Origin of the sequence: Pseudomonas arabinosi, assembly GCF_047758675.1 — a bacterium.
GTDB lineage: Bacteria > Pseudomonadota > Gammaproteobacteria > Pseudomonadales > Pseudomonadaceae > Aquipseudomonas > Aquipseudomonas arabinosi.
Genome location: NZ_CP180480.1, coordinates 5,928,390 through 5,953,919, shown reverse-complemented (window position 1 = coordinate 5,953,919; position 25,530 = coordinate 5,928,390). Strand labels below are relative to the sequence as shown.

Below are 25,530 nucleotides of genomic sequence, written 5' to 3'. Positions count from 1 at the left end.
TTTACGGCATCCCGCCAAACGATCAGAACAGGTACGATACCCGCCTGATTTTCCAGTCTTGCTATCGGAGTTGCCCATGAGCGCCGTCAATCGCGCAGCGGTGGAAGCCGTCCTTCGCCAATACACCGACCCTTATTTGAACCAGGACCCGGTCAGCGCCGGGTGCGTACGCGGCATCGACATTCAGGGTGATCGCGTCAGCGTCCAGCTGGAGCTGGGTTACGCCGCCGGCCTGTTCAAGAGTGGCTGGGCGCAGTTGCTGCAAATGGCCATTGAAGGTCTGGACGGCGTGACCATCGCCCGCGTCGAGATCACCAGTGTCATTGCCGCGCACAAGGCTCAAGCGCAGATCCCGGGTCTGGCCAACGTCAAGAACGTGGTGGCCGTGGCGTCCGGCAAGGGCGGTGTGGGCAAATCAACCACCGCCGCCAACCTGGCTTTGGCCCTGGCCCGTGAAGGCGCCAAGGTCGGGATTCTCGACGCGGACATTTATGGACCGAGCCAGGGCATCATGTTCGGCATCCCCGAAGGCACCCGACCCAAGGTCAAGGATCAGAAGTGGTTTATTCCGATCGAGTCCCACGGTGTCGAAGTCATGTCCATGGCGTTCCTGACAGACGACAACACGCCGATGGTCTGGCGCGGGCCGATGGTTTCCGGTGCTTTGTTGCAACTCGTCACACAAACCGCCTGGGGCGACCTGGATTACCTGGTCATCGACATGCCTCCAGGCACCGGTGACATCCAGCTGACCCTGGCGCAGAAAGTCCCGGTGGCCGGCGCGGTGATCGTTACCACGCCGCAAGATCTGGCATTGCTGGATGCACGCAAGGGCGTGGAGATGTTCCGCAAGGTCAACATTCCGGTGCTGGGCGTGGTGGAAAACATGGCCGTGCACATCTGCTCCAACTGCGGGCATGCCGAGCATCTGTTCGGTGAGGGCGGTGGTGTGAAGCTGGCCAACCAGTACGGCGTCGAGCTGCTGGCGTCGTTGCCGCTGGCGATGGCCATCCGCGAACAGGCCGATGGCGGCAAGCCAACGGTGATCGCCGAGCCTGACAGCCCGATTGCGATGGTTTACCAGGAACTGGCCCGCCATGTCGGCGCGCGAATCGTGTTGCAGGAAGCGGCGACACCGGCCATGCCGAACATCACCATCAGCGACGATTGATTCGATGAAAAAAGATCGCAGCCTCGCTTCGCTCGACAGCTCCTACATGGATTGGCTTATACCTGTAGGAGCTGTCGAGCGAAGCGAGGCTGCGATCTTTTGATCTGGCTTTAGATCCGCAACCCGCCATCCAGCTCCATGATCCGACCGTTGTAGTAGTCGTTTTCGAAAATGTAGGCCGCCGAATGGGCGATCTCTTCAGGCGTGCCCATGCGCTTGAGTGGAATCACGGACGTTATCTTCTCCAGCGCCTCAGGCTTCATGCTCAGCGTCATTTCGGTTTCGATAAAGCCCGGTGCAATGGCGGCCACACGAATACCGTAGCGTGACAATTCCTTGGCCCAGGTCACGGTCGCCGCGGCGACACCGGCCTTGGCGGCGGAGTAGTTGGTCTGGCCGGCGTTGCCAGCGCGGGAGATCGACGAGATATTAATGATCGCGCCGCTGTTGTTCAGCTCGATCATTTTGGCCGCGACTTCACGGGTGCACAGGAATACGCCGGTCAGGTTGACGTCGATGACCGACTGCCACTGGGCCAGGCTCATCTTGGTCATCTCGCCGTCCTTGACCTTGATAAGCAAGCCATCGCGCAGGATCCCTGCGTTGTTGATCAGGCCATGGATCGCGCCGAAGTCTTCGGCGACCTGGGCGACCATGTGCGTCACTTGCTCTTCATTGGCGACATTGCACAGATAAGCGCGAGCCTCGACGCCTTTAGCCGTGCAAGCGGCGACGGTATCGTCGAGCTTTTCCTGGTTCAGGTCCACCAGCGCCAGCTTCGCGCCTTTACCGGCGAAATACTCGGCCATGGAACGGCCTAAACCCTGGCAACCGCCGGTGATAATGATTACTTTGTCAGTGAGTTGCATTCGCATGCCCCAATAGCAGGTCAGAGGAGTGGTTTCCTTTTAGAGAGTAGCCTCTCGATCTGCACCTGATGGCCTGGCTGCACATGAGAACTGCCCCGATGGCGTACTGGAATTTATCCCCAGGCGCCTGTCCGTTTTTTCGACGGATTCTATATAAGGAGTCATAAATTGAGCGTTGAAGCGGCCAAGAATGCCCGAGAATTGCTTCTCAAGGAATACCGTGGAGTGCTCTCGACACACTCCAAGGCGATGCCCGGTTTCCCGTTTGGCTCCGTGGTTCCGTACTGTCTGGATGAACAGGGCCGGCCGCTGATCCTTATCAGCCGCATCGCCCAGCACACGCATAACCTGCAGAAGGATCCAAAATGCTCACTGTTTGTGGGTGAGCGCGGGGCTGAAGACGTGCAAGCCGTTGGTCGGCTGACCTACCTCGCCGAAGCAGAAAAGCTCGAGGATGAGGCCGCCATCGAAGCGGCAGCTGAATGTTACTACCGCTATTTCCCGGATTCGCAGAGCTACCACAAGGCCCACGATTTCGATTTCTGGGTGCTCAAACCGGTACGTCACCGTTACATCGGCGGCTTCGGGGCGATTCACTGGGTCGATCAGTTAACGCTGGCCAACCCGTTCGCCGGAAAAGCCGAAGCGAGCATGGTCGAGCACATGAATGCCGATCACGCCAAAGCCATTGCCCACTACGTAGAGCTGGCGGGCCTGCCGAAAACCGAGCCGGCGCAACTGGCGGGTATCGACACCGAAGGCATGCACCTGCGCATCGGTCAGGGGCTCTATTGGTTGCCGTTTCAAGTGCCGTGTAATACGCCGACACAAGTACGCGAAGCCTTGGTTTTCCTGGCTCACGCCGAACATTGGCCGAAAAATGAAGTGGCCGACGCTTGAATTCACGAAACGGCGACTTCATCTAGGGAAGACTGGCAAGGCATTCTTGCGTTGAGGAACCATTTGATGCGCCCTTTTTTATTGCTCTTTGTACTGTTTCCGGTGTTGGAGCTGTTCGTATTCGTCAAGGTCAGCGGGGCGATCGGGTTTTTCCCGGCCCTGCTGCTGGTCATTCTCGGCTCGATGCTCGGCGTGTTCGTGCTGCGTATCGCTGGTCTGGCAACCGCATTGCGTGCTCGTGAAAGCCTGAACCGCGGCGAGCTGCCGGCCCAGACCATGCTCGAAGGCTTGATGCTGGCACTGGCGGGTGGTCTGTTGATCCTGCCGGGCTTCGTCACTGACGTGCTGGGTCTGATCATGTTGCTGCCGATCTCTCGTCGACTGTTGGCCAATAAAATGCGCCTGCGTGCTGAAGAGGCGGCAATCCGTCAGCGTGCATTCGCTGACGACCTTCAGCCGCGTGGCGGCGGCCCTGCGACCCGCGAGCCGCTGGGGCGTGAGCCGAACGTGATCGAAGGCGAATTCGAACACCGCGATACCAAGTAATCCGTAACACCGGCACGGCACCTTCGGGTGCCGTGTTCGTTTGTGGGGCAGCAACCTGAAAAAATTTGCTTCCTCGCCCTTGTAATAAGCTTATGCGCCCTTATGTAACGGTCACCGCAAGGTTTCTGGCGATTGCGCCAGACAGACTTCCGCGGTTCGCTCGACGAACCGCACCCGGCACCGCCGGATTTGTTAAACCCGCCGGGAATACACCGGCCGATGAAAACCACAATTAGGAGAGATCGACAATGAAGCTTCGTCCTCTGCATGACCGCGTCGTCGTCCGTCGCAGCGAAGAAGAAAAGAAAACCGCTGGCGGTATCGTCCTGCCAGGTTCGGCTGCTGAAAAGCCAAACCAGGGTGAAGTTCTCGCCGTAGGTCCAGGCAAAGCACTGGAAAACGGTGAAGTGCGTGCACTGGCTGTGAAAGTGGGTGACAAGGTTGTGTTCGGCCCGTACTCCGGCAGCAACACCGTGAAAGTCGACGGCGAAGACCTGCTGGTAATTGGCGAGAGCGAAATCCTCGCCGTTATCGAAGGCTGATTCCCCGCTCATTTTCCCGCTACTACAAAGTATTTAAGGAATATCGATCATGGCTGCTAAAGAAGTTAAATTCGGCGATTCCGCCCGCAAGAAAATGCTCGCCGGTGTCAACGTCCTGGCTGACGCAGTAAAAGCGACCCTGGGCCCTAAAGGCCGTAACGTGATCATCGAGAAGAGCTTCGGCGCTCCGACCATCACCAAGGACGGCGTGTCCGTTGCCAAAGAAATCGAGCTGAAAGATCGCTTCGAAAACATGGGCGCGCAGCTGGTCAAAGACGTTGCCTCCCGTGCCAACGATGACGCAGGCGACGGCACCACCACCGCTACCGTTCTGGCTCAATCGATCGTCAACGAAGGCCTGAAAGCCGTCGCTGCCGGCATGAACCCGATGGACCTGAAGCGCGGTATCGACAAAGCGACCATCGCTATCGTCAAAGAGCTGAAAGCCCTGTCCAAGCCTTGCGCTGACACCAAGGCAATCGCTCAGGTCGGCACCATCTCGGCCAACTCCGACAGCTCCATCGGCGACATCATTGCCGAAGCCATGGAAAAAGTCGGTAAAGAAGGCGTGATCACCGTTGAAGAAGGCTCGGGCCTGGAAAACGAACTGTCGGTTGTTGAAGGCATGCAGTTCGACCGTGGCTACCTGTCCCCATACTTCGTCAACAAGCCAGAGACCATGACTGCCGAGCTGGACGGTCCGCTGATCCTGCTGGTCGACAAAAAGATCTCGAACATCCGCGAAATGTTGCCAGTACTGGAAGCCGTTGCCAAAGCCGGCCGTCCACTGCTGATCGTGGCCGAAGACGTTGAAGGCGAAGCCCTGGCGACTCTGGTTGTGAACAACATGCGTGGCATCGTTAAAGTCGCAGCCGTCAAGGCTCCAGGCTTCGGCGACCGTCGCAAGGCCATGCTGCAGGACATCGCTGTTCTGACTGGCGGTACCGTTATCTCCGAAGAGATCGGTCTGAGCCTGGAAAGCACTACCCTGGAACACCTGGGTAATGCCAAGCGCGTGATCCTGTCCAAAGAAAACACCACCGTGATCGACGGCGCCGGCGTTGAAGCTGATATCCAGGCTCGCGTTCTGCAGATCCGTCAGCAAGTGGCTGACACTTCGTCCGACTACGACCGTGAAAAACTGCAAGAGCGCCTGGCCAAACTGTCCGGCGGCGTTGCAGTGATCAAGGTTGGCGCTGGTTCCGAAGTTGAAATGAAAGAGAAGAAAGCCCGCGTTGAAGACGCCCTGCACGCTACCCGTGCAGCCGTTGAAGAAGGCGTGGTACCTGGCGGCGGCGTGGCACTGGTTCGCGCTCTGCAGGCAATCTCCGAGCTGAAAGGCGACAACGATGACCAGAACGTTGGCATCCAGTTGCTGCGTCGCGCTGTTGAAGCACCACTGCGCCAGATAGTTGCCAACTCCGGCGACGAGCCAAGTGTAGTTGTGGACAAGGTCAAGCAGGGTTCGGGTAACTACGGTTACAACGCTGCTACCGGCGAATACGGCGACATGATCGAAATGGGTATCCTGGACCCGGCTAAAGTGACTCGTTCGGCTCTGCAAGCGGCTTCGTCGATTGCCAGCCTGATGATCACCACCGAAGCCATGATCGCTGAGATCAAGGAAGACGGTCCAGCTGGCGGCGGCATGCCAGACATGGGCGGTATGGGTGGCATGGGCGGCATGATGTAAGCCAGCCTTACCCCTATAAAAAAGCCCCGCCTGCGATAAGCCGGCGGGGCTTTTTATTGCCCGGAGTTTTGATAGTCACATCAGTCAAATGTGGGAGCGGGCTTGCTCGCGAAGGCGGTAGATCAGTCAACTTATGTGTTGAATGACACACCGCTTTCGCGAGCAAGCCCGCTCCCGCATTGGATCTGTGTTCAGGCGCTGACCGGGTTCGCCTTGGTCGCTCGCTCATCCTTGGCCGCCGGCCGATAAAGGATGTAGTAATACGCCCCCAGACAAATCAGCCAGCAGAAAATCGCCGTCCACACGTTGTGCGAAAAGAAGTGCGCCCCCTGCATCATCCGGCTGATGGAAAACACCGTGCCCAGCGCGAAAGCGAACACAAACGCCTTGCGCGCCAGACGCGGACGACGGTCGCGCAGGACAAAGAACAGCGCAAACAGCGTGAAACCGGTTGCCGCATGACCGCCGGGCCAGCAACGGCCGGGTTTATCGGTGTGCGGGCGAGGGCTGAGCAGTTCGCTATAGGTTTCGTGACCGCCGAATTGCTCCAGGCTCCACGGGCATTGAACGGCCGTCACCGCTTTGACTGGCGTGACAAAGGAAGTCGCCAGCGCCAGAGACAGCACCAGACAGCCCAGTTCTCGTTTGATCGGTTTGAGCCTGTCCATGAAAAAGGAGGCGATGAAACCGAAGATGGCCAACACCGAGAAGGCGATGACCACCTGCTTGGCGCGGTCATGCAGGATGTCTTCCAGGAAGTAACTGTGCCGCCCGATGAACCCCCCCGTGAGCGGGTCATAGAAGAGTTTGGCAAGGTCCATGTCCAGTGACGTCAGTTCGAGCAGCATCAGAATGATCGCCACGATAACGGGAACGCCCAGGCACACCCAGAAATTCAACGGGCGGGAGGCGGGGCGGACAGCAGTCGAAACCATGGCAGTTCCTTGGTCGGTGAAATGTTCTGAAAACGCAGCCGCGCGGAGTTTGAGCCTGATCCTGTCGTCGGCATGTGAATCGATAGTGAAAAAGTCGTTAAAGCCATCCCGGGTTTTTGGGGTGGATTTACAACTGCACGCAGTCCTAGCCCTCAGCCACACTTGGCCTTAAGCTGCGCGGGCCAAGACGGCCGTTACTGTGTACGCAGGAGATACCCATGCGAATTCTATTGGTTGAAGACAACCGCGATATCCTGGCCAATCTGGCCGATTACCTGGGGCTCAAAGGTTATACCGTGGATTGCGCGCAGGACGGTTTGTCAGGCTTGCACTTGGCGGCCACCGAGCATTACGACTTGATCGTGCTCGACATCATGTTGCCGGGCATCGACGGTTACACCCTGTGCAAACGTCTGCGTGAAGACGCGCGCCGCGATACGCCGGTGATCATGCTCACCGCTCGTGATCAATTGGACGACCGGCTGCAAGGCTTCAAATCCGGCGCCGATGACTACCTGATCAAACCCTTTGCGCTGTCTGAATTGGCGGCGCGCATCGAGGCGGTCATGCGTCGCGCCCAGGGTGGCGGTCGCCGCACCCTGCAGGTCGGCGATCTGATCTACGACCTCGATACCCTGGAGGTCACCCGCGAGGGGCGACTGCTGAAACTCAACCCGGTGGGCCTGAAGTTGCTGGCCGTACTGATGCAGAAAAGTCCGCACGTACTGCGCCGCGAAATTCTCGAAGAGGCGCTGTGGGGTGATGACTGCCCGGACAGCGACAGCCTGCGCAGCCACGTCCATCAATTGCGCCAGGTGATCGACAAGCCGTTCGCCAAACCGTTGCTGCAAACCGTGCACGGTGTGGGTTATCGCTTGGCCGAGGGCCGAGATGGAGTTTAAACAGAGTCTTGCTCAACGGATCATCATCGCCTTTGCGCTGATGAGCGCATTGGTGGCAGGGGCCTTCGCCATGGGCATTGTGGCGACCGTGCACCTGGTCGAAGAAAAACTGATTTCGGCAGGTCTGGGCGGTGATTTGCAACGCCTGTTGCTGATGGACAGCGTGTCGGACTGGAGCCACCGTCCCGAGCCGGACCAGTTGTTCTATTTCAGCGGCGGGCCGGGGGATTTCGACCTCCCCAAGGACCTGCGGCACCTGGACCCGGGCTTTCACGAAGTGTTTCGCGAACAGCTGTCGTATCACGCGATGGTCGAAGTCGTCGACGGTCGGCATTACGTGCTGTTGCAGGATCAGAGCGATTTCGAAGAGCGTGAACGGGTGCTGTTTGCCGTGGTGCTGGTGGGCTTCGTCCTGAGTCTGGCATTGGCGGTGTTTCTTGGCTGGGTACTGGCGCGCAAAGTGATGGCGCCCGTGGTGCGACTGGCCCGTCAGGTCCGTCACCGTGATCAGTTATTAGGTCTGGCGCCTCCGCTGGCGCCGGATTACGCCGCTGATGAGGTGGGCGAGTTGGCCGTGGCTTTCGACGCCACCCTCGGGCGCTTGCGTCAGGCGTTGACCCGCGAACGGTTGTTCACCAGTGACGTCAGCCACGAGCTGCGCACGCCATTGATGGTGCTGGCCAGTTCCTGCGAGTTGCTGCTGGAAAACCCCGGCATCGATCAGCGTGGTCGTGCTCAGGTCGAGCGAATCGCCCGCGCCTGTGAAGAGATGCGCGAGCTGGTGCAAACCTTTCTGATGTTGGCCCGCAAACAACGTGAAGACGCCAGCATGTCGCCCCAGCAGACCCTGAGCCAGGTGGCTGATGGACTGCTCAATCTGTGGCGCGAGCCGATCGAGTCCAAGGGACTGACGCTGATCTTTGAGCCGGGCAATCCGGCCAACACTTGCTACAACGCAACCCTTCTGCACGCGGTCATGGGCAACCTGCTGCGTAATGCGCTGCATTACACCGAGCACGGGTTTATTCGCCTGACCCTGACGGCCACCGGTTTCATGGTCGAAGACAGTGGCGTGGGCATTCCCGAGGAAAAACGCGAGGCGATGTTCGAGCCCTTCGTGCGGGGCAGCGAGAAACGCGGCGAAGGCCTGGGGCTGGGGCTGTCGCTGGTGCAGCGGATCTGTGAGAACCAGGGTTGGAACGTCAGCCTGACGAACATGGAGCCCCATGGTTGTCGTTTTGAGGTGGAGTTGTGTTCGTCGGATGTGAGCTGATCGGTCGCAACGGCCCAGAGCCATCGTTGCTGCCCTGCAAAACCTCGAAATAATTTTGGGTTTTACATGACGTTTTTTTCACAAAGGAATGACCTGTCGCTGACACGGCACTACCTATCGTGGGTGCCATCAGCAGCTCAGGAGACCTCGGTGATGGCTGGCCCGATCAAACTGGATTTTTCCGAAAAATACGACGATCAACACGCTCAACGATACCTGCGCAAACACCAGGATGGGCTCGGCCGCCGCCTGTCTCACTGGCGTGACGAGCAACTGGCGCGCAAGGCGCTGGCACTGGTCGGTGACCCGGGGCTGATCCTCGATTTGCCCTGCGGTGCGGGGCGTTTCTGGCCATTGCTGGCGGAAAAAACCAATCGTGCGATCATTGGCGCCGACAACTCCGAATCCATGCTGAAGATTGCCATGCAGGCGCAACCTGCCGAGGTGGTGAAACGGGTACAACCCTTGCACACTTCTGCATTCGACATCGCCTTGCCTGATAACGCCGTCGACAGCATTTTCTGCATGCGTTTGCTCCATCACATCGGTGAAGCCGAGCATCGACTGGCTATTTTGCGTGAATTCGAGCGCGTCACGCGTGATAGCGTGATCCTTTCTCTGTGGGTAGACGGCAATTTCAAGGCGTGGAAACGCAAGCGCGTCGAGAAAACCCGTGAGCAGGAAGGTTACCAAAATCGATTTGTGTTACCGGCTGCTACGGTTGAAAAGGAATTTGAGCAGGCGGGTTTTCGTATCCTGGAACAACTGGACTTTTTACCGCTCTATGCCATGTGGCGGATCTACGTTTTACGCAAGAGGTAACAGAATGGCAGTGCAATGTGCAGCAGAAACGGACGTCGCTCCTCAGGACCGCTTCGACTATTTCTGGAATCAGCGCGGTGAATGGGTAGAAGAACCCAACGTCCGTCGCGGTGGAGAAAGTGGCGTGCAGCGCGTCGTGAGCAGCAATGGACAGTTGCTTTACGTTAAACGTCAGACCGGGCATATCCATCGCAGCTTGCTGCACCCGTTCGGTCGGCCGACGGTGTTGCGCGAGCGCGATGCGCTCATCGGCCTGAACCTGCTCGACGTTGGCGTTCCGGAAATCGTTTTTTGCGGTGCACAGCGCGATCCGGTGCATAAATGGCGCGCATTGCTGATCACCAAGGCGCTGGACGGCTTCGAGGAAATCGACCACTGGTACGCTGGCGGCGGTCGTGAGCGTCACGGTGAGGCTGTGCATGATCGAGTGTTGAAGGAACTGGCCGAGAACCTGGCCCGAATGCACAAGGGGCGCTGGCAGCACAGCTGCCTTTATGCCAAGCACGTATTCGTGCGCATCACCGGTGAAGGCGAGGCTGCCAAAGTTGAAGTGGCCTTGATCGATCTGGAGAAATCTCGGCAGCGTTTGACCGCCCGGCAAGCGGCTACTCATGACATGAAGCAACTGCGTCGCCACTCGTCGTTCAGCACGACGGACTGGCAGAAACTCGTCTACTTTTATAAGACGGCGTTTGGCAGCGCTATCAAGGGTTTATAGCAATGAAACTCGAAATTGCACGAGGTGTATTTTTTATAGGAGCCTTGGCAGTTGCTTCACTGGCGGTGGCGGCATGGGAGCAGCCCCGCCCGCAGGTCCTCAGTTCAGTGAGCGGCGACGCGCATTGTCCAATGCCACGAGTTGCGAAGGCATCCGTTGCACCCCGCCCCGATCATGATTTGTTGCTGTTCATGTTCGGACTTTCTCAAGGACTGAGGCCGCAAAGTTGAACAGATTGAAGCCCAAATAAAAGGCCTCGCTAATGCGAGGCCTTTTTTATTCGTGCGCCAGGCATGGCGCGTTGCGCGCAAGCGCAACCAGCTTGGCTGTGGTGGCCTCGCTGGTGACTTGGAGGTGAAAGTCCTCTACACACCCGGCAAGGGGAAGTGTTAGCCAGAGGCAAGGGTGTCGCGGGTGACCGCGAATCTGAAGGAAGCCCGAGGCAAAATGCTGGCCTGACGAACAGCAAGCGGATAGAGGCGGCGCAGCGGGGTAAAGGGGCGTGTTTCCCTAAAGCCCGATACTTGCACGGAACGCTGTGACGTAGATCCGACAGGCATAAGCAGGAAGGTCGCGCGAATTACCCTGGGAGATCTGCACGTTTGCCACTGTGCTACCGAGCGTCGAGAGGCGACGGGATGAACGTGCAGAAGTCAGCCGAGGCCGTAGTAAGTGACGAATGACCCCGTCACCAAGGGCTGAACAGGTTATGCCGCCAGTAGGCGTCAGAGTCTCGTCGAATGTTGAAACGCAGAATATTCTCCAAGAGAAAACTGTTACCCCCATTCCCGGACGGTATCCGAAGATGACGGCTGACAGGGCGCAAGCATCGGCGGCGTCTGTGACGTGGACGAACGCGGAGCCGGACACGCTGATGGAGCGGGTGCTTGCACCCGCCAACCTCAAGCGTGCATATCAACGCGTGGTCAGCAACAAGGGCGCACCGGGTGCCGATGGCATGACGGTCGAACAATTGGCAGGCTACGTGAAACAGTATTGGCCGATTCTCAAGAACCGGTTGCTGGCCGGCGAATATCACCCGCAAGGTGTGCGTGCTGTCGACATCCCTAAACCCAAGGGCGGTACAAGACAACTGGGCATTCCCAGCGTCGTGGATCGCCTGATCCAACAGGCGCTGCTGCAACAGCTCACGCCAATCTTCGATCCTCTGTTCTCGGACTACAGCTACGGCTTTCGTCCGGGTAGAAGCGCTCACCAAGCCATCGAAACCGCTCGCGGCCACGTGGCAGCGGGTCACCGCTGGTGCGTGGAACTTGATCTCGAGAAGTTCTTTGATCGGGTCAACCACGATGTCCTAATGGCCTACGTGGCGCGTCAAATCGAAGACAAGCGTGTGCTCACGCTGATCCGTCGTTACCTCGAAGCGGGAACGATGTCGGGCGGACTCGTCAGCCGACGGCAGGAAGGGACGCCGCAAGGCGGCCCGCTCTCGCCGTTGCTGTCGAACATCCTGCTCAACGAACTCGACCGCGAACTGGAACGGCGAGGCCATCGCTTCGTGCGTTATGCCGACGACGCGAACATTTATGTGCGCAGTCAGCGAGCTGGCACACGGGTGATGGTCGGTGTTGAGCGTTTCCTGAATCAGCGCCTGAAACTGACGCTGAACCGGGAAAAGAGCCACGTAGCACGGCCTTGGGTCTGCGACTATCTGGGTTATGGGATGAGCTGGCATCAGCAACCGAGGCTGAGAGTGGCGATGATGAGTCTGGGTCGATTGCGTGATCGATTAAGAGACCTGCTGCGCGGGGCGCGGGGCCACAAGATGGCGAATGTCATCGAACGGATAAACCCTGTGCTGCGCGGGTGGGCAGGCTACTTCAAGCTCAGTCAGAGCAAACGGCCACTTGAGGAAATTGACGGCTGGGTGCGGCGCAAACTCCGCTGCGCCGTCTGGCGTCAATGGAAGCGGCCCTCAACGAGGGCACGTAGCTTGATGCGCCTGGGGCTTAGCGAAGCTCGCGCCTGCAAATCAGCCTTCAATGGCCGAGGCCCATGGTGGAGCTCGGGAGCATCTCATATGAATCAGGCGCTGCCGAAGAAGCTATGGGATCAACTTGGGTTGGTCTCGCTACTGGATACGATAAACCGGCTTAGCCGCATAGCTTGAACCGCCGTATACGGATCCGTACGTACGGTGGTGTGAGAGGACGGCGGCTGCAAAGCCGCCTCCTACTCGATCCGAGGCTCAGGTCGTGATGCCGAACCAATGTGGGAGCGAGCCTGCTCGCGATTGCGGTGTGTCAGTCAACATCAAGGCTGAATGACACACCGCAATCGCGAGCAGGCTCACTCCCACAGGGTTGTACTGCGTTCCCTAGGGTTTATCGGGTTTTGCCAAAAGCGTGTAAACACACGGCAGCACAAACAACGTAAACATCGTCCCGATCGACATCCCGGTGGCGATCACCATGCCGATGTCGAACCGGCTGACGGCGCCCGCCCCCGTGGCGATGATCAACGGCACCATGCCGAACACCATTGCAGCGGTGGTCATCAACACTGGACGCAGACGAATGGCCGCCGCTTCCTCCACGGCCTCGCGCGGCGTCAGGCCTTTGTCCTTGCGTAACTGGTTGGCAAATTCGACGATCAGGATCCCGTGTTTGCTGATCAGCCCGATCAAGGTCACCAGGCCGACCTGGGTGTAGATGTTCATGCTCGACCAGCCCAGGAACAGCGGGATCAGCGCACCACAGATCGACAAGGGTACGGTCACCAGAATCACCAGCGGATCGCGGAAGCTTTCGAACTGGGCCGCCAGTACCAGGAAAATGATCGCCAGCGCCAAGGCGAAGGTGACCCACAGCGCACTGCCTTCCTGGACGTATTGCCGGGATGCGCCGGCATAGTCGAAGGCATAACCCACCGGCGCCTCTTCGCGAGCGATCTGGCGCACGGCGTCGATGGCTTCACCCATGCTGACCAGCGGCACCCCGGACAGGATGGCCGAGTTGAGTTGCTGGAACTGGTTCAACTGCCGTGGACGCGCCCGGTCGGTCACTGTGATCAGGGTCGACAGGGCCAGCAGTTCGCCTTGGGTGTTCTTGACGTAATAATTGTTGAGCCAGTCGGGGTTATCCCGGAAGGGCCGTTCGACCTGCGCGATGACTTTGTAGCTGCGACCTTCAATAGTGAAGCGGTTGATCTCCGCCTCACCCAGCAATGTCGCGAGCGTCCCGCCCAGGTCCTGCATGGAAACACCCATCTGTGCAGCCTTGGCGCGATCGATATCCACCACCACTTCAGGTTTGTCGAACGCCAGGTCAACATCGACGAAGGCGAACTTGCCGGATTCCATTGCCCGTTTTTTCACCCGGTCAGTCACTTGCAGCAGTGACTCGTAATCGTTGGCGGAGTTGATGACGAACTGAAACGGCAGCCCCTCGCCGGTACCGGGCAGGGAAGGCAGGTTGAAGCCGAAGATCTGCAGCCCGGAAATGCTCTCCAGTTTGCGCTGGACCTCGGGCAGGATTTCCATCTGAGTACGGCTGCGTTCGTTCCACGGCTTGAGCAGGAAGCCGCCGATCCCCGATTGCACGCCGTTGAAGCCGTTGATCTGGAACGACGAGTAATACTCGGGAAACGTCTTGAAGATCGTGACGAACTCGTCGGTGTAGGTGCTCAGGTAGTCGAGGTTGGCCGGTTGCGGGGCGTTGGCCATCATGAAAATGATGCCCTGGTCCTCGTCGGGCGCCAGTTCCGACTTGGTGAACGTGAGCAGCACCGGAATCAGGCACAGCACGATCACCGCGAACACCAGCACCACCGGCCGGGTGTTGAGGGTGCCGTGGAGCATGCTTTGGTAACGGCGCTTGAGGCCTTCGAAAATCAGGTCGAGGCGATGGGCCAGGCCGCTGGGATTTTCGTCATGACGCAACAGGAAGGCGCACATCATTGGCGACAGGGTCAGGGCGACGATGCCCGAGATCACCACTGCGCCTGCCAGGGTCAGGGCGAACTCCTTGAACAGCGCCCCTGTGAGCCCCGTGAGGAAGCCGATCGGCGCATAGACCGCCGCCAGGGTGATGGTCATCGAGACCACCGGCATGGCGATTTCCCGGGCGCCTTCGATGGCCGCATCCAGCGGCGTCTTGCCTTCTTCGATGTGCCGGTGGATGTTTTCCACGACGACGATGGCGTCGTCCACCACCAGGCCGATGGCCAATACCATCGCCAACAACGTCAGCAGGTTGATCGAGTAGCCCATCATCTGCATGAAGAACATCACGCCGATCATCGACAGCGGGATGGTGACTACCGGGATCACCACCGAACGCAGCGCGCCGAGGAACAGGAACACCACCACGATGACGATCAGCACCGCTTCGAACAATGTTTTGATCACCTCGTCGATCGAGGCCTGGATGAACAGCGTGGCGTCGTAGGCGATTTCACCTTTGAGGTTCGGCGGCAGCTGGGCTTCCAGGTCCGGCATGATCTTGCGTACTTCCTTGATCACGTCCAGCGGGTTGGCGCCGGGCGTGGCCTTGATGCCGATGTACACCGACGGGGTGCCGCCGAAGGAGCTGATCGAGTCGTAGTTTTCCGCACCCATTTCAACCCGCGCCACATCGCTGAGCAGCACACGACTGTCACCCTCGACCTTGAGCGGAATCGCGGCAAAGGCTTCCGCGGACTTGAGCTCGGTATTGGCGTTGATGCTGGTGACGACGTACTCGCCTTTCACTTCGCCGGCGGCGGAGAGGAAGTTGTACTTGCGCACGGCGTCGGTCACGTCGCTGGCACTCAGGCCGAAACCGGCGAGTTTGACCGGGTCCAGCCACAGACGCATGGCAAATACCTGGTTGCCGAGAATCTCGGCTTCAGCCATGCCCGGCAGGGTCGCCAGTTTCGGCTGGATCACCCGCGACAGGTAGTCGGTAATCTGCGGGTTGCTCAGCTCCTTACTGAAGAAGCTGATGTACATCAGTGCCGAGGCGTCGGCGGCTTCCTTGCTCAGCACCGGGTCTTCGGCGTCCTGGGGCAGCTGGTTCTTCACCTCGTTGGCCTTGGCCAGCAGTTCGGTGAACAAGCGGTCGCTGTTGGAGCCGATGCGCGCATAGATCGAGATCACCGAGAAGTTCTGGCGACTGACCGAGGTCATGTAGTCGATACCCTCGGCACTGGCCAGACTTTGCTGCATCGGTTGGGTGATGTAGCCCTGAATGGTTTCGGCGTTGGCCCCGGGATAAGCGGTGGTCACCGTGATCAGGGCGTTTTCCATTTGTGGATATTGGCGCAGCGGCAACTTGCTCCAGGCCTGGAAGCCCAGCAGCACAATCAACAGGCTGACCACGGTGGCGAGCACCGGGCGGCGGATGAACGGGTCGGTAAAAGCCATGGGGATTCCTTGATCAGTCCGCGCGCGGCGGGCTGTTCTTCTCGGCTAAGGTCTTGTCGTCGCTGATCGCAATGTGTGCGCCGTTGTCCAGTTTGATCTGGCCGGCCGTGACCACTTTTTCGCCGTTCTGCACACCTTTGGTGATCATCACTTGCCCATCGCGGCGCTCGCCGGTTTCGATGAAGCGCCGTTCGGCGATCAGGATCGGTTGGCCCTTGTCGTCTTTTTCCAGGCTGCCGTCTTCGGCTTTTTTCTGCGCCACGACATAGAGCGAGTTGCCGTACAGCGTGTAAGTGATCGCGCTTTCCGGCACGACGATGCGCGGCTGCGGGTCGGGCAGCAACACTTGCAGGCTGGCGAACATCCCCGGCAGCAGTTTGCCGTCGGGATTGGCCAGGGTCGCGCGGACCTGGACGTTGCGCGTGCTGTTTTCGACTTTCGGGTTGATCGCGCTGATGGTGCCGGGGAAGGTTTGTGTCGGGTAGGCCGCGACAATGATCTGCACCGGTTGGCCGAGAGCAATCTTCGGTATCGACTGCTCGGGCACGAAGAAGTCTACATAGAGGCTGCTGAGGTCTTGCAGGGTGGCAATCATGGTGCCGCTGGCGAGATAGTCACCGATGTCCACTTGACGAATGCCGATGGTCCCGCTGAACGGTGCGAGCAAGCGTTTTTTAGCCAGTGCCGCGTTGAGCTGATTGACCGTGGCCCGGCTCTTTTTCAGCACTGCAGAGAGCCGGTCGAACTCGCCTTTGGAAATGGCCTGGCTGCCCACCAATTGACTGCCGCGACCGTAATCGAGCTGCGCCAGTCCCAGGTCTGCCTGAGCGGTTTCGAGCAGGGCGGTTTCCACCACGCTGTCAAGTTGCAGCAGCGGTTGGCCGACCTTGACCTTCTGCCCTGACTCGAACCGCAAATCGATGACGGTGCCGTCAGTCTCCAGGCTGAGGTCCACGCCTTGCAGCGCCTTGAGCGTGCCGACGGTGGGCAGGCGGGCTTGCCACGGCCGTTCGGTAGCCGTGGCCACGGCGACACTGATCGCCGGTTTCGGCGCAGCAAAGCCCTGAATCATCGTATAGATGGAGAAAGCCTTGTAACCGGCCAGGACCAGTACGATCAGCAAAACAACACCCAACATGATCAGCATGCGGCGACGCAGCATATTTCCACTTCCTTGGAGAAAATCAGGTGAGACAGTCGGGAACATTACTCCGAGTGTGCCGGGGATTCCAACTGCCACTTTTTACAGGCAAGCGCAAAACCTGTAGGAGCAGAGCTTGCTCGCGATAGCGGTGTGTCAGTTACCGCGATGTTGGATGTGCCGCCGCCATCGCGAGCAAGCTCGGCTCCTACAAAAGACCGTGTTTAGATGAGATGCAGGTGGTTGTCCCAGAGCCCTGCGGGTAGATCGAGGGGTTTTGCAACAAGGCTTGTCTGGCGGCAGTCGTAGAAGCGGCAGCGCCCCTGACCCGAGGTCACGACAAAGCCATCGGCTACCGCGCCGACCCCGGCGCAATCGGGAAGCGGCGCGTCCAGGCGCACTTCACCGCTGTCCAGGTCCCAGATGAAAAAGCGGTTGCCCCGTGGCGCGGTCAACGCGACCAGGCGCAGTTCGCTGTGTACTGCGACGCTGGCGGTGTAATGCCCCATGGCCTGCAACTGATGCTCAGGCACCGGGAAGGCCACGAACGGCTGGCCGGGCCGCTTGATCGCCAGCAGCTCCGACGACTCGTGAGACGGCCCCATGAATTGCTGACCGGCGACGATGGTGCCGTCGCTGGCAATCCCCAAATGCCGCACGCTGTTCATCTGCTGGGCGAGGGTTTCCTTGCTCAGCAGGGTGCCGTCGCGTTGCATCAGGACCAGGCTCGGTTCCATGGCGTTGAGGTTCATCTCGACGCGGCTTTCGGCCTCGGTGCGAATGCCGCCGTTGGCCACCACCAGGGTTTCGCCATCGGGCATCCACGACACCTGATGCGGACCAACACCGTGGGTGGGGATTTCGCCGCTGTGGATAAGTCGCTCACCTTCGAACTTATACACACCGAGCAAGCCGCGACCCGGATCGGAGGTGTCGTTCTCGGTGGCGTACAGCCAGTCGCCGCTCTTGTGAATCACCGCATGACCGTAGAAGTGCCGGTTCGGCAGCGAGGTCACGGTTTGCAGCAGCGTGCCGTCGCGCAGGTCGATCAGGTAACTCTCGGTACCAGGACGACGGGCGACGAACAGCGCAATCGGCAGCGTCGCGTGGTTGATGATGTCGTGGCAACGCTGGCCGACCTGGGTGGCAAACACCCGAGTGCCGTCCAGCCGGTAACCGACGGCGTAGTGTTTGCCCTCGGTATCGTCCCGCGCCGAGAGCAGCAGCGGGCTTTTGTCCTTTTGCTTGAACAGCGTCCAGCCGCCCAGTGTCACCGCACCCAGCAGCAAACTACCTAACGTCAGAGCCTGGCGTCGCAGCATGGAACTTGCCCTCATCAGTCACCGTCGTTGGCGTTGAAGCCCAGTTGGATGCCCAGCGCCTTGGCCAGTTCGCCTTCATGCAGGCGATGGACGACGTTGAGGCTGTCGTAGATATCGTTGAGTTGCTGGCGACCGGCGTCATCGCCGAGCATTTCGGTCAGCGAGCGCTGGTTGCTGGCGAACAGTTTCAGGGACGCGGCGTAAGCGGCGTCGATCTTGTCGGCCAAGGGTTTCTGCTCGCTCGGCAACAGGCCGCGCAGGCCTTTGTTGTCGACGCCTTCCCACACCGTTTTGGCGGCGGCGAGGCTGGCTTCGAGACCGGTCAGGGACGACTGGCTGCGCCATGCATCGGCCTGGAACGGTTGCGGCACACCCTTCGTTTGACGGCCCATCGGCGTGCCGAGTTTTTTCTTCAGGCTGTCGAGGGCGGTGACTTGCACGCGCAACAGATCGGCGATGGCTTCGTGGGAATCGGCGTAGCGCTGGTTCGGGAATTTGCTCATCTGCGCGAGCATGCCGTCGGTGTTGTTCCAGCTTTTCAGAATCTCTTCGGCCAGTTGTTTCTGACGCTCGCCAATCGCGATCAGCAGCGGGCAGTACTTGGCTTTCTGTTCAGCGTTGGCCACATCAGGCTCGCTGTCGAACAGGATGTATTCGTAGGCAGAAAGGCCTTGAACCACAACGCTGGACTTGGTCAAGGCAGCGGCATCGATCTGCGGCTGCGCGGTGACCAGTTGCTCGACCTGACGGCCGACGAGGTTTTTCTTGTCCGGCCAGAACTGCACTTGCCAGGCGCGATTGCCTTCGGCCAGAGGCCCGATCAGCAGCGGTTGCAGCTCGGCCCAGGCTTTCTGCGCATGCAGGAAGTCGGCACGGGCGGTGTCGAGGTTTTCCTTGCCTTCGCAGTAAGCCAACGCACTGACGGCCAGTTGGCGATCGGCTTCAACCCAGCGCGTGTAGGTCGGCAGGATCACCGACTTGGCGATGGCTGCTGACGTGACGGCCTGAGGATCCTGAGGTGAACAGGCGCCCAAGGCTAGCGCGGCAAGGCTGGTGAACAACAATTTGGGACGGAACATGTCGGGCTCCCGCTATGGAATACGTATTAAAGGGAATTCAAGAACGCCAGCAACGCAGCGCGCTGCTCGGCGTTGAAAGACAAAACCTGTTGCTGCGCCGCTGTGGCTTCACCGCCATGCCAGAGCACGGCTTCGAGCAGATTGCGGGCGCGGCCATCGTGCAAAAACTGGGTGTGCCCACTGACCGCCTGCGTCAGGCCGATGCCCCACAACGGCGGCGTGCGCCAGTCGCGGCCACTGGCCTGGAACTCGGTACGGTTGTCGGCCAGACCGTCGCCCATGTCATGCAGCAGCAGATCGCTGTAAGGGCGAATCACTTGATTGGCCAGTTCAGGTTCTGCGGCGTTGGCGGCGGTGGTGTATTTCGGGGTGTGGCAGGACTGGCAACCGGCCTGGAAAAACAGATTCTTGCCGGCCAGCACCTCGGGGGCACTGACATCGCGGCGGGCCGGTACGGCGAGGTTACGGCTGTAGAACAGCACCAGACGCAGGATGTTATCGCTGACTTCCGGCTCGCCATCCGGCCCATTGCCGTTGGGCGCTTGCTTGCAAGCGGATTGCGCGTCGGTGCAGTCATCAACGGGCCTCAGGCTTGTGGTCAGGCCCATGTCGCCGGAAAACGCATGAACATTCTGTTGATTGAGGTTCGGTTGCCCGGCCTTCCAGCCAAATCGCCCGAGAACGGTTTTTTGCTGCGCGTCATCCCAGACCCGGTTCGGGCGTCCGGCGATACCGTTTTTGTCTTTCGCCTGAGCCTCGGCATTGGCCAGGATCGCCTCGTCGGGAATCGCTTCGAGCAGGCCCAGGCCAATCATTGGCGGTGCGACCCTGGCCGAGAAACGCGTGTCAGGGTGCATCGGGCCATAGCCGAGCTGGGTGATCTGCAACGTCGGCTTGCGCAACTCGACTTCGGTGCCGTCCTTGAAGCGAATCGGAACGGGTGTGTAATCGACGCGTACTTTGCCTTCCGGCACGACACCCGGCACGGACATGTCCTGGAATTGTCCGCCATAGACCGGCTCCGGGACGACACCGAGTTGTTCGATGACCTTGGCATACGCCGGCGCATCGGGAATCGACAGGCGCACCAGCATCGACACGGCGTTCTGCGCATCAGGTGTGGGCGGATGACCGCGGCCGTCCTTGATGTGGCAGTTCTGGCAGGCGTTGGTGTTGAACAGCGGCCCGAGGCCATCCCGGGCGGTGGTGGTCGACGGGGCGATCACCCAGGGATTACGGAAAAAGCTGTTGCCGACACTGAAGTCCACGCGCCGTGACGGCGGCAGGTTGGCGGACGGCAGCGAAAATGAGTTCTGATCGGTCTTGCGCACGGTTGCGCTGCCACCGGACCGGGCTTCACCGGGTTCGGCCTGGGTAAAACGCGGGGCGTCATCGCAGGCACTCAGGCCCAGGGCCAGCAACAGTGCGGACAAGCGAAGAGGCAGCGAGGGCATCAGACATCCTGCAAGACGAGCAAAACAAGGGGCGCAAAGTCTAACAGGGCAGGGGAGATTGAATAAGAGGAATTATCGTTTGGTTGATCTGAGGCAATCGTTCCCAGCGCAATCCAATGTGGGAGCGGGCTTGCTCGCGAAAGCGGTTTGACATTCAACATTGATGTTGGCTGACAGTCTGCCTTCGCGAGCAAGCCCGCTCCCACAATTTGATCTGCGTTCGGGCCAATGAAAAAGGCGACCCGAAAGTCGCCTTTTTTTATTCAGCCAGCGTTGATCAGAACTCGTGATCAGCGTTGTCCGGGTTCAGGTCACTGATGCCCAGTTTGCCAGCGGCGGCTTCGATCGAACCGGTCTGCTTGACCAGGGAAGCGATAGCGTCGCGCACGATCTGGTTGCCGGCGGTGTTGCCGGCGGCGATCAGTTGGTCGTAGTGCTCACCCTTGTTGGCGTGATCGACGATGACCTGCATCTTGGCTTCGGTAGCAGCCAGATCGGCTTTCAGCGCGGTGTCGGCAGCCGGGTCAGCCTTGGCCACCAGGGACGACAGGCTGGCGCCGGTCATTTTGGTGCCGTCGACGCGGGTGTATTCGCCCAGGTACACGTTACGAACGCCTTTGGCATCGTAGAACTGCGAATTGTGGGTGTTGTCGCTGAAGCAGTCGTGTTCGTCTTCCGGGGAGTTGGCTTCCAGGGAAACCTTCATGCGCTCGCCCGCCAGTTCGCCCAGAGACAGGCTGCCCATGCCGAACAGCATTTTGCGCAGGCCGGATTCGGCTGGCTCGGCTTCCAGCAGGGTGGCGCGGTAGTTGTCGGCCACGTTCGGCTTCCAGTTGCCGACCATTTCTTCCAGGTCGCTGACCAGCAGTTGGGTCACGGACTTCAGGTAAGCGCGACGACGATCGTTATGACCGCCGGTTGCGCCTTTGCCTTCCAGGTAGTCGGAAGCTGGACGGTTGCCGGCGCCAGGGCCGGTGCCGTTCAAGTCCTGGCCCCAGAGCAGGAATTCGATGGCGTGGTAGCCGGTGGCAACGTTGGCCTCGGAACCGCCCAGCTCGTTCAGGCTGGCGAGTTTTGCCGGGGTGATGTCTTTCACGTCGATCTTGTCTTCGCCGACCTGAACCTGGGTGTTGGCGATGATATTGGCCGTGGCGCCCGGGTTACCCAGTGCGTGCTCGTAGGATTTGTCGACGTAGTCGATCAGGCCTTCGTCCAGTGGCCAGGCGTTCACCTGACCTTCCCAGTCGTCGATGATGGTGTTGCCGAAGCGGAACACTTCGCTCTGCAGGTAAGGAACGCGGGCAGCGATCCAGGCAGCCTTGGCAGCTTTCAGGGTGTCGGCGTTCGGCTTGGCGAGGAAGGCGTCGACGGCGGTTTGCAGGGTCTTCGCGGTGGATTCGGCATCGCTGTAAACGGCGAAGACGATGTCGGCGTAATGCGCGACAACGGCTTTGGCGGCGGCTTCGTCGACTTTACTGGTAGCGGCAGGTGCAGCAGCCGGGGCCGTGGTGCTGGCGGCCGGCGTCGGTGCTTGTGCAGCGACAGCTTTGTCTTTGCCTTCGCCACAACCGGCGAGGGAAATAGCGATGGCCAACAGACTGGCGGTAGCCAGAGGCATACGAATCATGGCGAACATCCTGCTTCGAGAAGGGGTGGAATGGCGCAGCAAGCGCGCAAAACTGCGACATAATGCAAATCTTTCGCATTATCTGTAAAGGGCTGTACCTGGAAATATTTCTTATTCACGCGGGGTTGTGTCGTGGATCTTTTGATTTTCTACAAGATAGCCGCGTTACTGCGCTGGGCTTGTTTCAGATACGCGCTCAATTCCCGCGCCGGCAGCGGCTTGCTGTAGAGATAGCCCTGACCTTCGTGACAGCCCTCGGAGATGATGTAGGCCTCTTGCTCGGGGGTTTCCACGCCTTCGGCAATCACCTGCATGCCCAGGCTCTTGCCCAACTGGATGATGGCCCGAACGATGGTCGCATCGTCGTCGTCATCGAGCAGGTCCTGAACGAAGCTCTTGTCGATCTTGATCTTGTCCAGCGGCAGGCTTTTCAGATAGCTCAATGACGAGTAACCGGTGCCGAAGTCGTCGATCGCGATCAGCGCACCGGAGCGGCGCAGGCTGAGCAGGTGCTGGGCGGCCGTGCTGATGTCTTCCATCAGGCCGGTTTCGGTGACTTCCAGCTCTAGGCTGCGCGGTGGCAGGCGATACATCTGCAGGAGGTTGTTGACTACCCGTGGCAACTCGGCGTGGTGCAGCTGCACCGTGGACAGATTCACCGCCATGCGCAGGTCGACGAAACCCTGGTCATGCCAGTCGCGCAATTGCTTGCACGCTTGATCCAGCACCCATTCGCCGATGGCGATGATGGTGCCGTTCTGCTCGGCCAGGGGGATGAACAAGTCCGGCGGAACCAGCCCGTGCTCAGGATGCTGCCAGCGAATCAGCGCTTCGACACCCACCACCCGGTGATCGCGATAGCTGATCTGCGGCTGGTAGACGAGGTAGAACTGGCCACGGACCAAGGCGTCGCGCAGGTCTTTTTCCAGCTCGCGACGGCGGCGCATCTCGGTGTCGACGCTGGCGATATAGAACTGATAACGATTGCGCGAGCGAGTCTTGGCCAGGGTCATGGTCTGCTCGGCTTTTTGCAGCAGCTTCTCGGTGCTGTCACCGTCTTCGGGGAACAGGGTGATGCCGATGGTCGCGCGCAGGCGAATCTCTTGATGATCGAGGGCAAATGCCGCTTCCAGGTCATCGAGAATGCTTTGGGCCAGTTCGGCCGCTTCGTAGGGTTGTTCGATGTCGGCCTGAACCAGGGCGAACTGGTCGCCGCCGAGGCGGGCGAGGGCGCCAAGGCGTCCGCTGTGAGCCCGCAGGCGATCGGCCAGGGCCAGCAGCAGTTGGTCGCCGGTCTGGTAGCTGAATTGTTCGTTGATGCCCTTGAAGTCGTCCAGGCCGACCACTAACACCGCGACCCGACGTTGCAACTTGCCGGCGTCTACCAGGATTTTGTCCAGTTGCTGCTGCAATTGCTGGCGGTTCGGCAGGCCGGTGAGGAAGTCGTACTGGGCCATGCGAAGCAGGCTGTTTTCCGCTTCGTGGCGCAAATGGGTATTGCGCTCGATGGACTCGAGCAACTGGTTGGCGGTGTTGATCCAGATCCCCAGTTCGTTCTTTTCATGCCCCTTGAGCAGCGGGATTTTGTGTGCGCTGGGGCGATCCGGATTGATTTCCGTGAGGTGTTCGATGATCCGCGACAGCGGCTTGGTCAGCAGCCAGTGATAGACCAGGTACAGCACCAGCCCCATGGCCATCGCACGCAACACGCCGGAGATGAAGATGATCACCGAACTGACGATGAAACCCTGGCCATAGGTGGCCGTGTCGAGGGTGATGCTCAAGTCGCCGTAATACTCGCTGTAAGGGCCGCGACCCACCAGTTGGGTGGTGAAGGTGCGTTCCTTGCCGAGGATCAGGTCGGTCAGCCAGCGACTGTCGGAATGCTGCAACTCGCGAGACTTTTGCGCGAGCATGGCTTCGTTGGGATGGCCAATGGAGGCCTTGCGCACAGCGTCGTCCTGAAACAGGCCTTCGATCACTTGCATGCCCATTTCCCGGTCCAGGCTGTAGACGGCCTGGGTCGAGGGGTCGCGGAACATGTCGAGGATGCGTTGGGCATCGCTGGCCACGGCCTGGTGTGTTTTATAGGCATCGAAAACGATCTGCGCGCAGCTCAAGACCACGCCGACGATCAATGCCGACAGGAGCACGACCCGAAGCAACTTCACCGACAAGCTGTTCTTGAGTTCCAGCTTCAAAGAGTCATTCCTTGTTCCGTGCGGGTAGCGTCAAGTTGCCATGAGTATTGGCAATCCGGTGATGGCAGTCAAAGGGACAATCAATCACATGGGGTTTTGCCTGTAGCTTGGCCGAAATGCTGTCGTTTGGGGTATTTGCGCTATTTGTACTGTGTCGGTTGTTGGGGCCTTCAACTTGAGGGGGATTGGGACATATTTTCTGTTTGGTTGATGTTAGACCGCTGTGGCGTTGGGGCAAGGGGCTGAAGGCTGGTTTCATCGTGGGAAATCGCCTTGGTTTCTGCGGATGTACACGTTTTGAATGTGGGAGCGAGTTTGCTCGCGATGGCGGCCGCACAGGCAACGGATGCGTCCGTTTAAACAGCGGTAAAAAAACCAGACCTTTCCCACGAGGTTTTCAGGTTGCCCGTAGGAAGCGGGTTCAATTACCTTTTGGCTGTCGCTGAAAATCAGCGATCGGGAGTGAGATCCCCGACTAAGCAATTGGAAACCAGCGCTAGGCCCTCCATAATTGCCGCCAGCTCCAGGCTGTCAGCAATTGTTTTATGGCGGCTGTGTGCGGGCGGACTTCGGTCCGGCCGGGTTCCTTTTGCCGGTGATCTCACCCTGCACATAGCTGCCACCTCTTCTTCGAGTGAGATCGGGAATCGATGGCACTAAACTCAAAAGGAGATGTAAGTGGATAAGTTAATCCCCGATCCCCCCTTCAACACCACCAAGCCCTACAGTCCCAACACTATGTTCATGATCGCCCCCGACATGGATACCGAATCCCTCCTGGCCCACGCCTGTGAGTCATTGGCTTCAGCCAACGTCTTGGCCAGTGATTTCGCCACCTACCTGACCGGCTCCCAGCGCAGTACGGCGTTGGCCATCGCGCAGATCGTCATGTTGGCGGACTTGGCCGTTAATCGGGCGTTGGATATCGTCGACCCGCAGGAATAGGCGTTCAGTCAGTTCTACCGCGTCA

At 59.4% G+C, this 25,530-nt stretch carries 21 protein-coding genes; 12 read left to right on the top strand and 9 right to left on the bottom strand.

Annotation, left to right across the window (positions count from 1 at the left end; all coding sequences use genetic code 11):
- Window positions 1-76: 76 nt before the first annotated feature.
- Window positions 77-1,171, top strand: coding sequence for an iron-sulfur cluster carrier protein ApbC (gene apbC / locus ACMXYJ_RS27715; protein WP_046047101.1), 1,095 nt, complete (start codon window positions 77-79; stop codon window positions 1,169-1,171).
- 110 nt (window positions 1,172-1,281) lie between these two features.
- Here the strand turns inward: apbC and ACMXYJ_RS27710 are convergent, their stop codons facing one another.
- Window positions 1,282-2,040: an SDR family oxidoreductase gene (locus tag ACMXYJ_RS27710; protein WP_415757705.1), complete on the bottom strand. Its 759-nt coding sequence runs from the start codon at window positions 2,038-2,040 to the stop codon at window positions 1,282-1,284.
- 168 nt (window positions 2,041-2,208) lie between these two features.
- Here ACMXYJ_RS27710 and ACMXYJ_RS27705 point away from each other — a divergent pair, with 168 nt between their 5' ends.
- From ACMXYJ_RS27705 to groL, 4 genes are all read left to right on the top strand, one after another.
- Window positions 2,209-2,940 carry a HugZ family protein gene (locus tag ACMXYJ_RS27705; protein WP_415757704.1) on the top strand — a complete coding sequence of 244 codons (732 nt, stop codon included), beginning with the start codon at window positions 2,209-2,211 and terminating at the stop codon, window positions 2,938-2,940.
- A gap of 66 nt (window positions 2,941-3,006) precedes the next feature.
- On the top strand, window positions 3,007-3,486 hold the full coding sequence (locus ACMXYJ_RS27700) for an FxsA family protein (RefSeq protein ID WP_415757703.1): 480 nt from the start codon (window positions 3,007-3,009) through the stop codon (window positions 3,484-3,486).
- Window positions 3,487-3,734: 248 nt separating this feature from the next.
- Window positions 3,735-4,028, top strand: a complete 294-nt coding sequence (locus ACMXYJ_RS27695) for a co-chaperone GroES (RefSeq protein ID WP_008155545.1) — start codon at window positions 3,735-3,737, stop codon at window positions 4,026-4,028.
- Between the two features lie 49 nt (window positions 4,029-4,077).
- Window positions 4,078-5,721 carry a chaperonin GroEL gene (groL, locus tag ACMXYJ_RS27690; RefSeq protein ID WP_008155543.1) on the top strand — a complete coding sequence of 548 codons (1,644 nt, stop codon included), beginning with the start codon at window positions 4,078-4,080 and terminating at the stop codon, window positions 5,719-5,721.
- 191 nt (window positions 5,722-5,912) lie between these two features.
- Here the strand turns inward: groL and ACMXYJ_RS27685 are convergent, their stop codons facing one another.
- Entirely contained in the window at window positions 5,913-6,656 is a 744-nt protein-coding gene (locus tag ACMXYJ_RS27685) for a phosphatase PAP2 family protein (RefSeq protein ID WP_415757702.1), read from the bottom strand.
- Between the two features lie 218 nt (window positions 6,657-6,874).
- On the opposite strand from ACMXYJ_RS27685, the gene colR reads away from it, so the two are divergent.
- From colR to ltrA, 6 genes are all read left to right on the top strand, one after another.
- Window positions 6,875-7,558 (top strand): two-component system response regulator ColR, encoded by a 684-nt coding sequence (gene colR / locus ACMXYJ_RS27680; protein ID WP_095132512.1) that lies wholly within the window; start codon window positions 6,875-6,877, stop codon window positions 7,556-7,558.
- Window positions 7,548-8,831, top strand: coding sequence for a sensor histidine kinase (locus ACMXYJ_RS27675; protein ID WP_415757701.1), 1,284 nt, complete (start codon window positions 7,548-7,550; stop codon window positions 8,829-8,831). The genes colR and ACMXYJ_RS27675 overlap by 11 nt, the downstream gene beginning before the upstream one ends.
- A 153-nt stretch (window positions 8,832-8,984) precedes the next feature.
- On the top strand, window positions 8,985-9,653 hold the full coding sequence (locus tag ACMXYJ_RS27670; RefSeq protein ID WP_415757700.1) for a class I SAM-dependent methyltransferase: 669 nt from the start codon (window positions 8,985-8,987) through the stop codon (window positions 9,651-9,653).
- Between the two features lie 4 nt (window positions 9,654-9,657).
- On the top strand, window positions 9,658-10,371 hold the full coding sequence (locus tag ACMXYJ_RS27665; protein WP_415757699.1) for a lipopolysaccharide kinase InaA family protein: 714 nt from the start codon (window positions 9,658-9,660) through the stop codon (window positions 10,369-10,371).
- Window positions 10,372-10,373: 2 nt separating this feature from the next.
- On the top strand, window positions 10,374-10,601 hold the full coding sequence (locus ACMXYJ_RS27660) for a hypothetical protein (RefSeq protein ID WP_415757698.1): 228 nt from the start codon (window positions 10,374-10,376) through the stop codon (window positions 10,599-10,601).
- 479 nt (window positions 10,602-11,080) lie between these two features.
- Window positions 11,081-12,502 (top strand): group II intron reverse transcriptase/maturase, encoded by a 1,422-nt coding sequence (gene ltrA / locus ACMXYJ_RS27655; RefSeq protein WP_415756498.1) that lies wholly within the window; start codon window positions 11,081-11,083, stop codon window positions 12,500-12,502.
- A 207-nt stretch (window positions 12,503-12,709) separates the two neighbouring features.
- Here ltrA and ACMXYJ_RS27650 read toward each other — a convergent pair whose 3' ends face one another.
- The 7 genes from ACMXYJ_RS27650 to ACMXYJ_RS27620 all read right to left on the bottom strand — a co-directional run bounded on the left by ACMXYJ_RS27650 (window position 12,710) and on the right by ACMXYJ_RS27620 (window position 24,560).
- Entirely contained in the window at window positions 12,710-15,736 is a 3,027-nt protein-coding gene (locus tag ACMXYJ_RS27650; RefSeq protein ID WP_415757697.1) for a multidrug efflux RND transporter permease subunit, read from the bottom strand.
- 13 nt (window positions 15,737-15,749) lie between these two features.
- Entirely contained in the window at window positions 15,750-16,898 is a 1,149-nt protein-coding gene (locus ACMXYJ_RS27645; RefSeq protein WP_415757696.1) for an efflux RND transporter periplasmic adaptor subunit, read from the bottom strand.
- 203 nt (window positions 16,899-17,101) lie between these two features.
- Window positions 17,102-18,199, bottom strand: coding sequence for a DUF1513 domain-containing protein (locus ACMXYJ_RS27640; protein ID WP_415757695.1), 1,098 nt, complete (start codon window positions 18,197-18,199; stop codon window positions 17,102-17,104).
- 14 nt (window positions 18,200-18,213) lie between these two features.
- Window positions 18,214-19,278 carry an imelysin family protein gene (locus ACMXYJ_RS27635; RefSeq protein ID WP_415757694.1) on the bottom strand — a complete coding sequence of 355 codons (1,065 nt, stop codon included), beginning with the start codon at window positions 19,276-19,278 and terminating at the stop codon, window positions 18,214-18,216.
- A gap of 26 nt (window positions 19,279-19,304) precedes the next feature.
- Window positions 19,305-20,732 carry a di-heme oxidoredictase family protein gene (locus ACMXYJ_RS27630; protein ID WP_415757693.1) on the bottom strand — a complete coding sequence of 476 codons (1,428 nt, stop codon included), beginning with the start codon at window positions 20,730-20,732 and terminating at the stop codon, window positions 19,305-19,307.
- 277 nt (window positions 20,733-21,009) lie between these two features.
- On the bottom strand, window positions 21,010-22,359 hold the full coding sequence (locus tag ACMXYJ_RS27625) for an imelysin family protein (protein WP_415757692.1): 1,350 nt from the start codon (window positions 22,357-22,359) through the stop codon (window positions 21,010-21,012).
- 149 nt (window positions 22,360-22,508) lie between these two features.
- The gene (locus ACMXYJ_RS27620; protein ID WP_415757691.1) at window positions 22,509-24,560 is read right to left on the bottom strand and encodes a putative bifunctional diguanylate cyclase/phosphodiesterase; all 2,052 of its coding nucleotides are present in this window, start codon (window positions 24,558-24,560) and stop codon (window positions 22,509-22,511) included.
- A 678-nt stretch (window positions 24,561-25,238) separates the two neighbouring features.
- Between ACMXYJ_RS27620 and ACMXYJ_RS27615 the strand changes: the two genes are divergently transcribed.
- Entirely contained in the window at window positions 25,239-25,505 is a 267-nt protein-coding gene (locus ACMXYJ_RS27615; protein ID WP_046049726.1) for a DUF6124 family protein, read from the top strand.
- Window positions 25,506-25,530 lie beyond the last annotated feature (25 nt).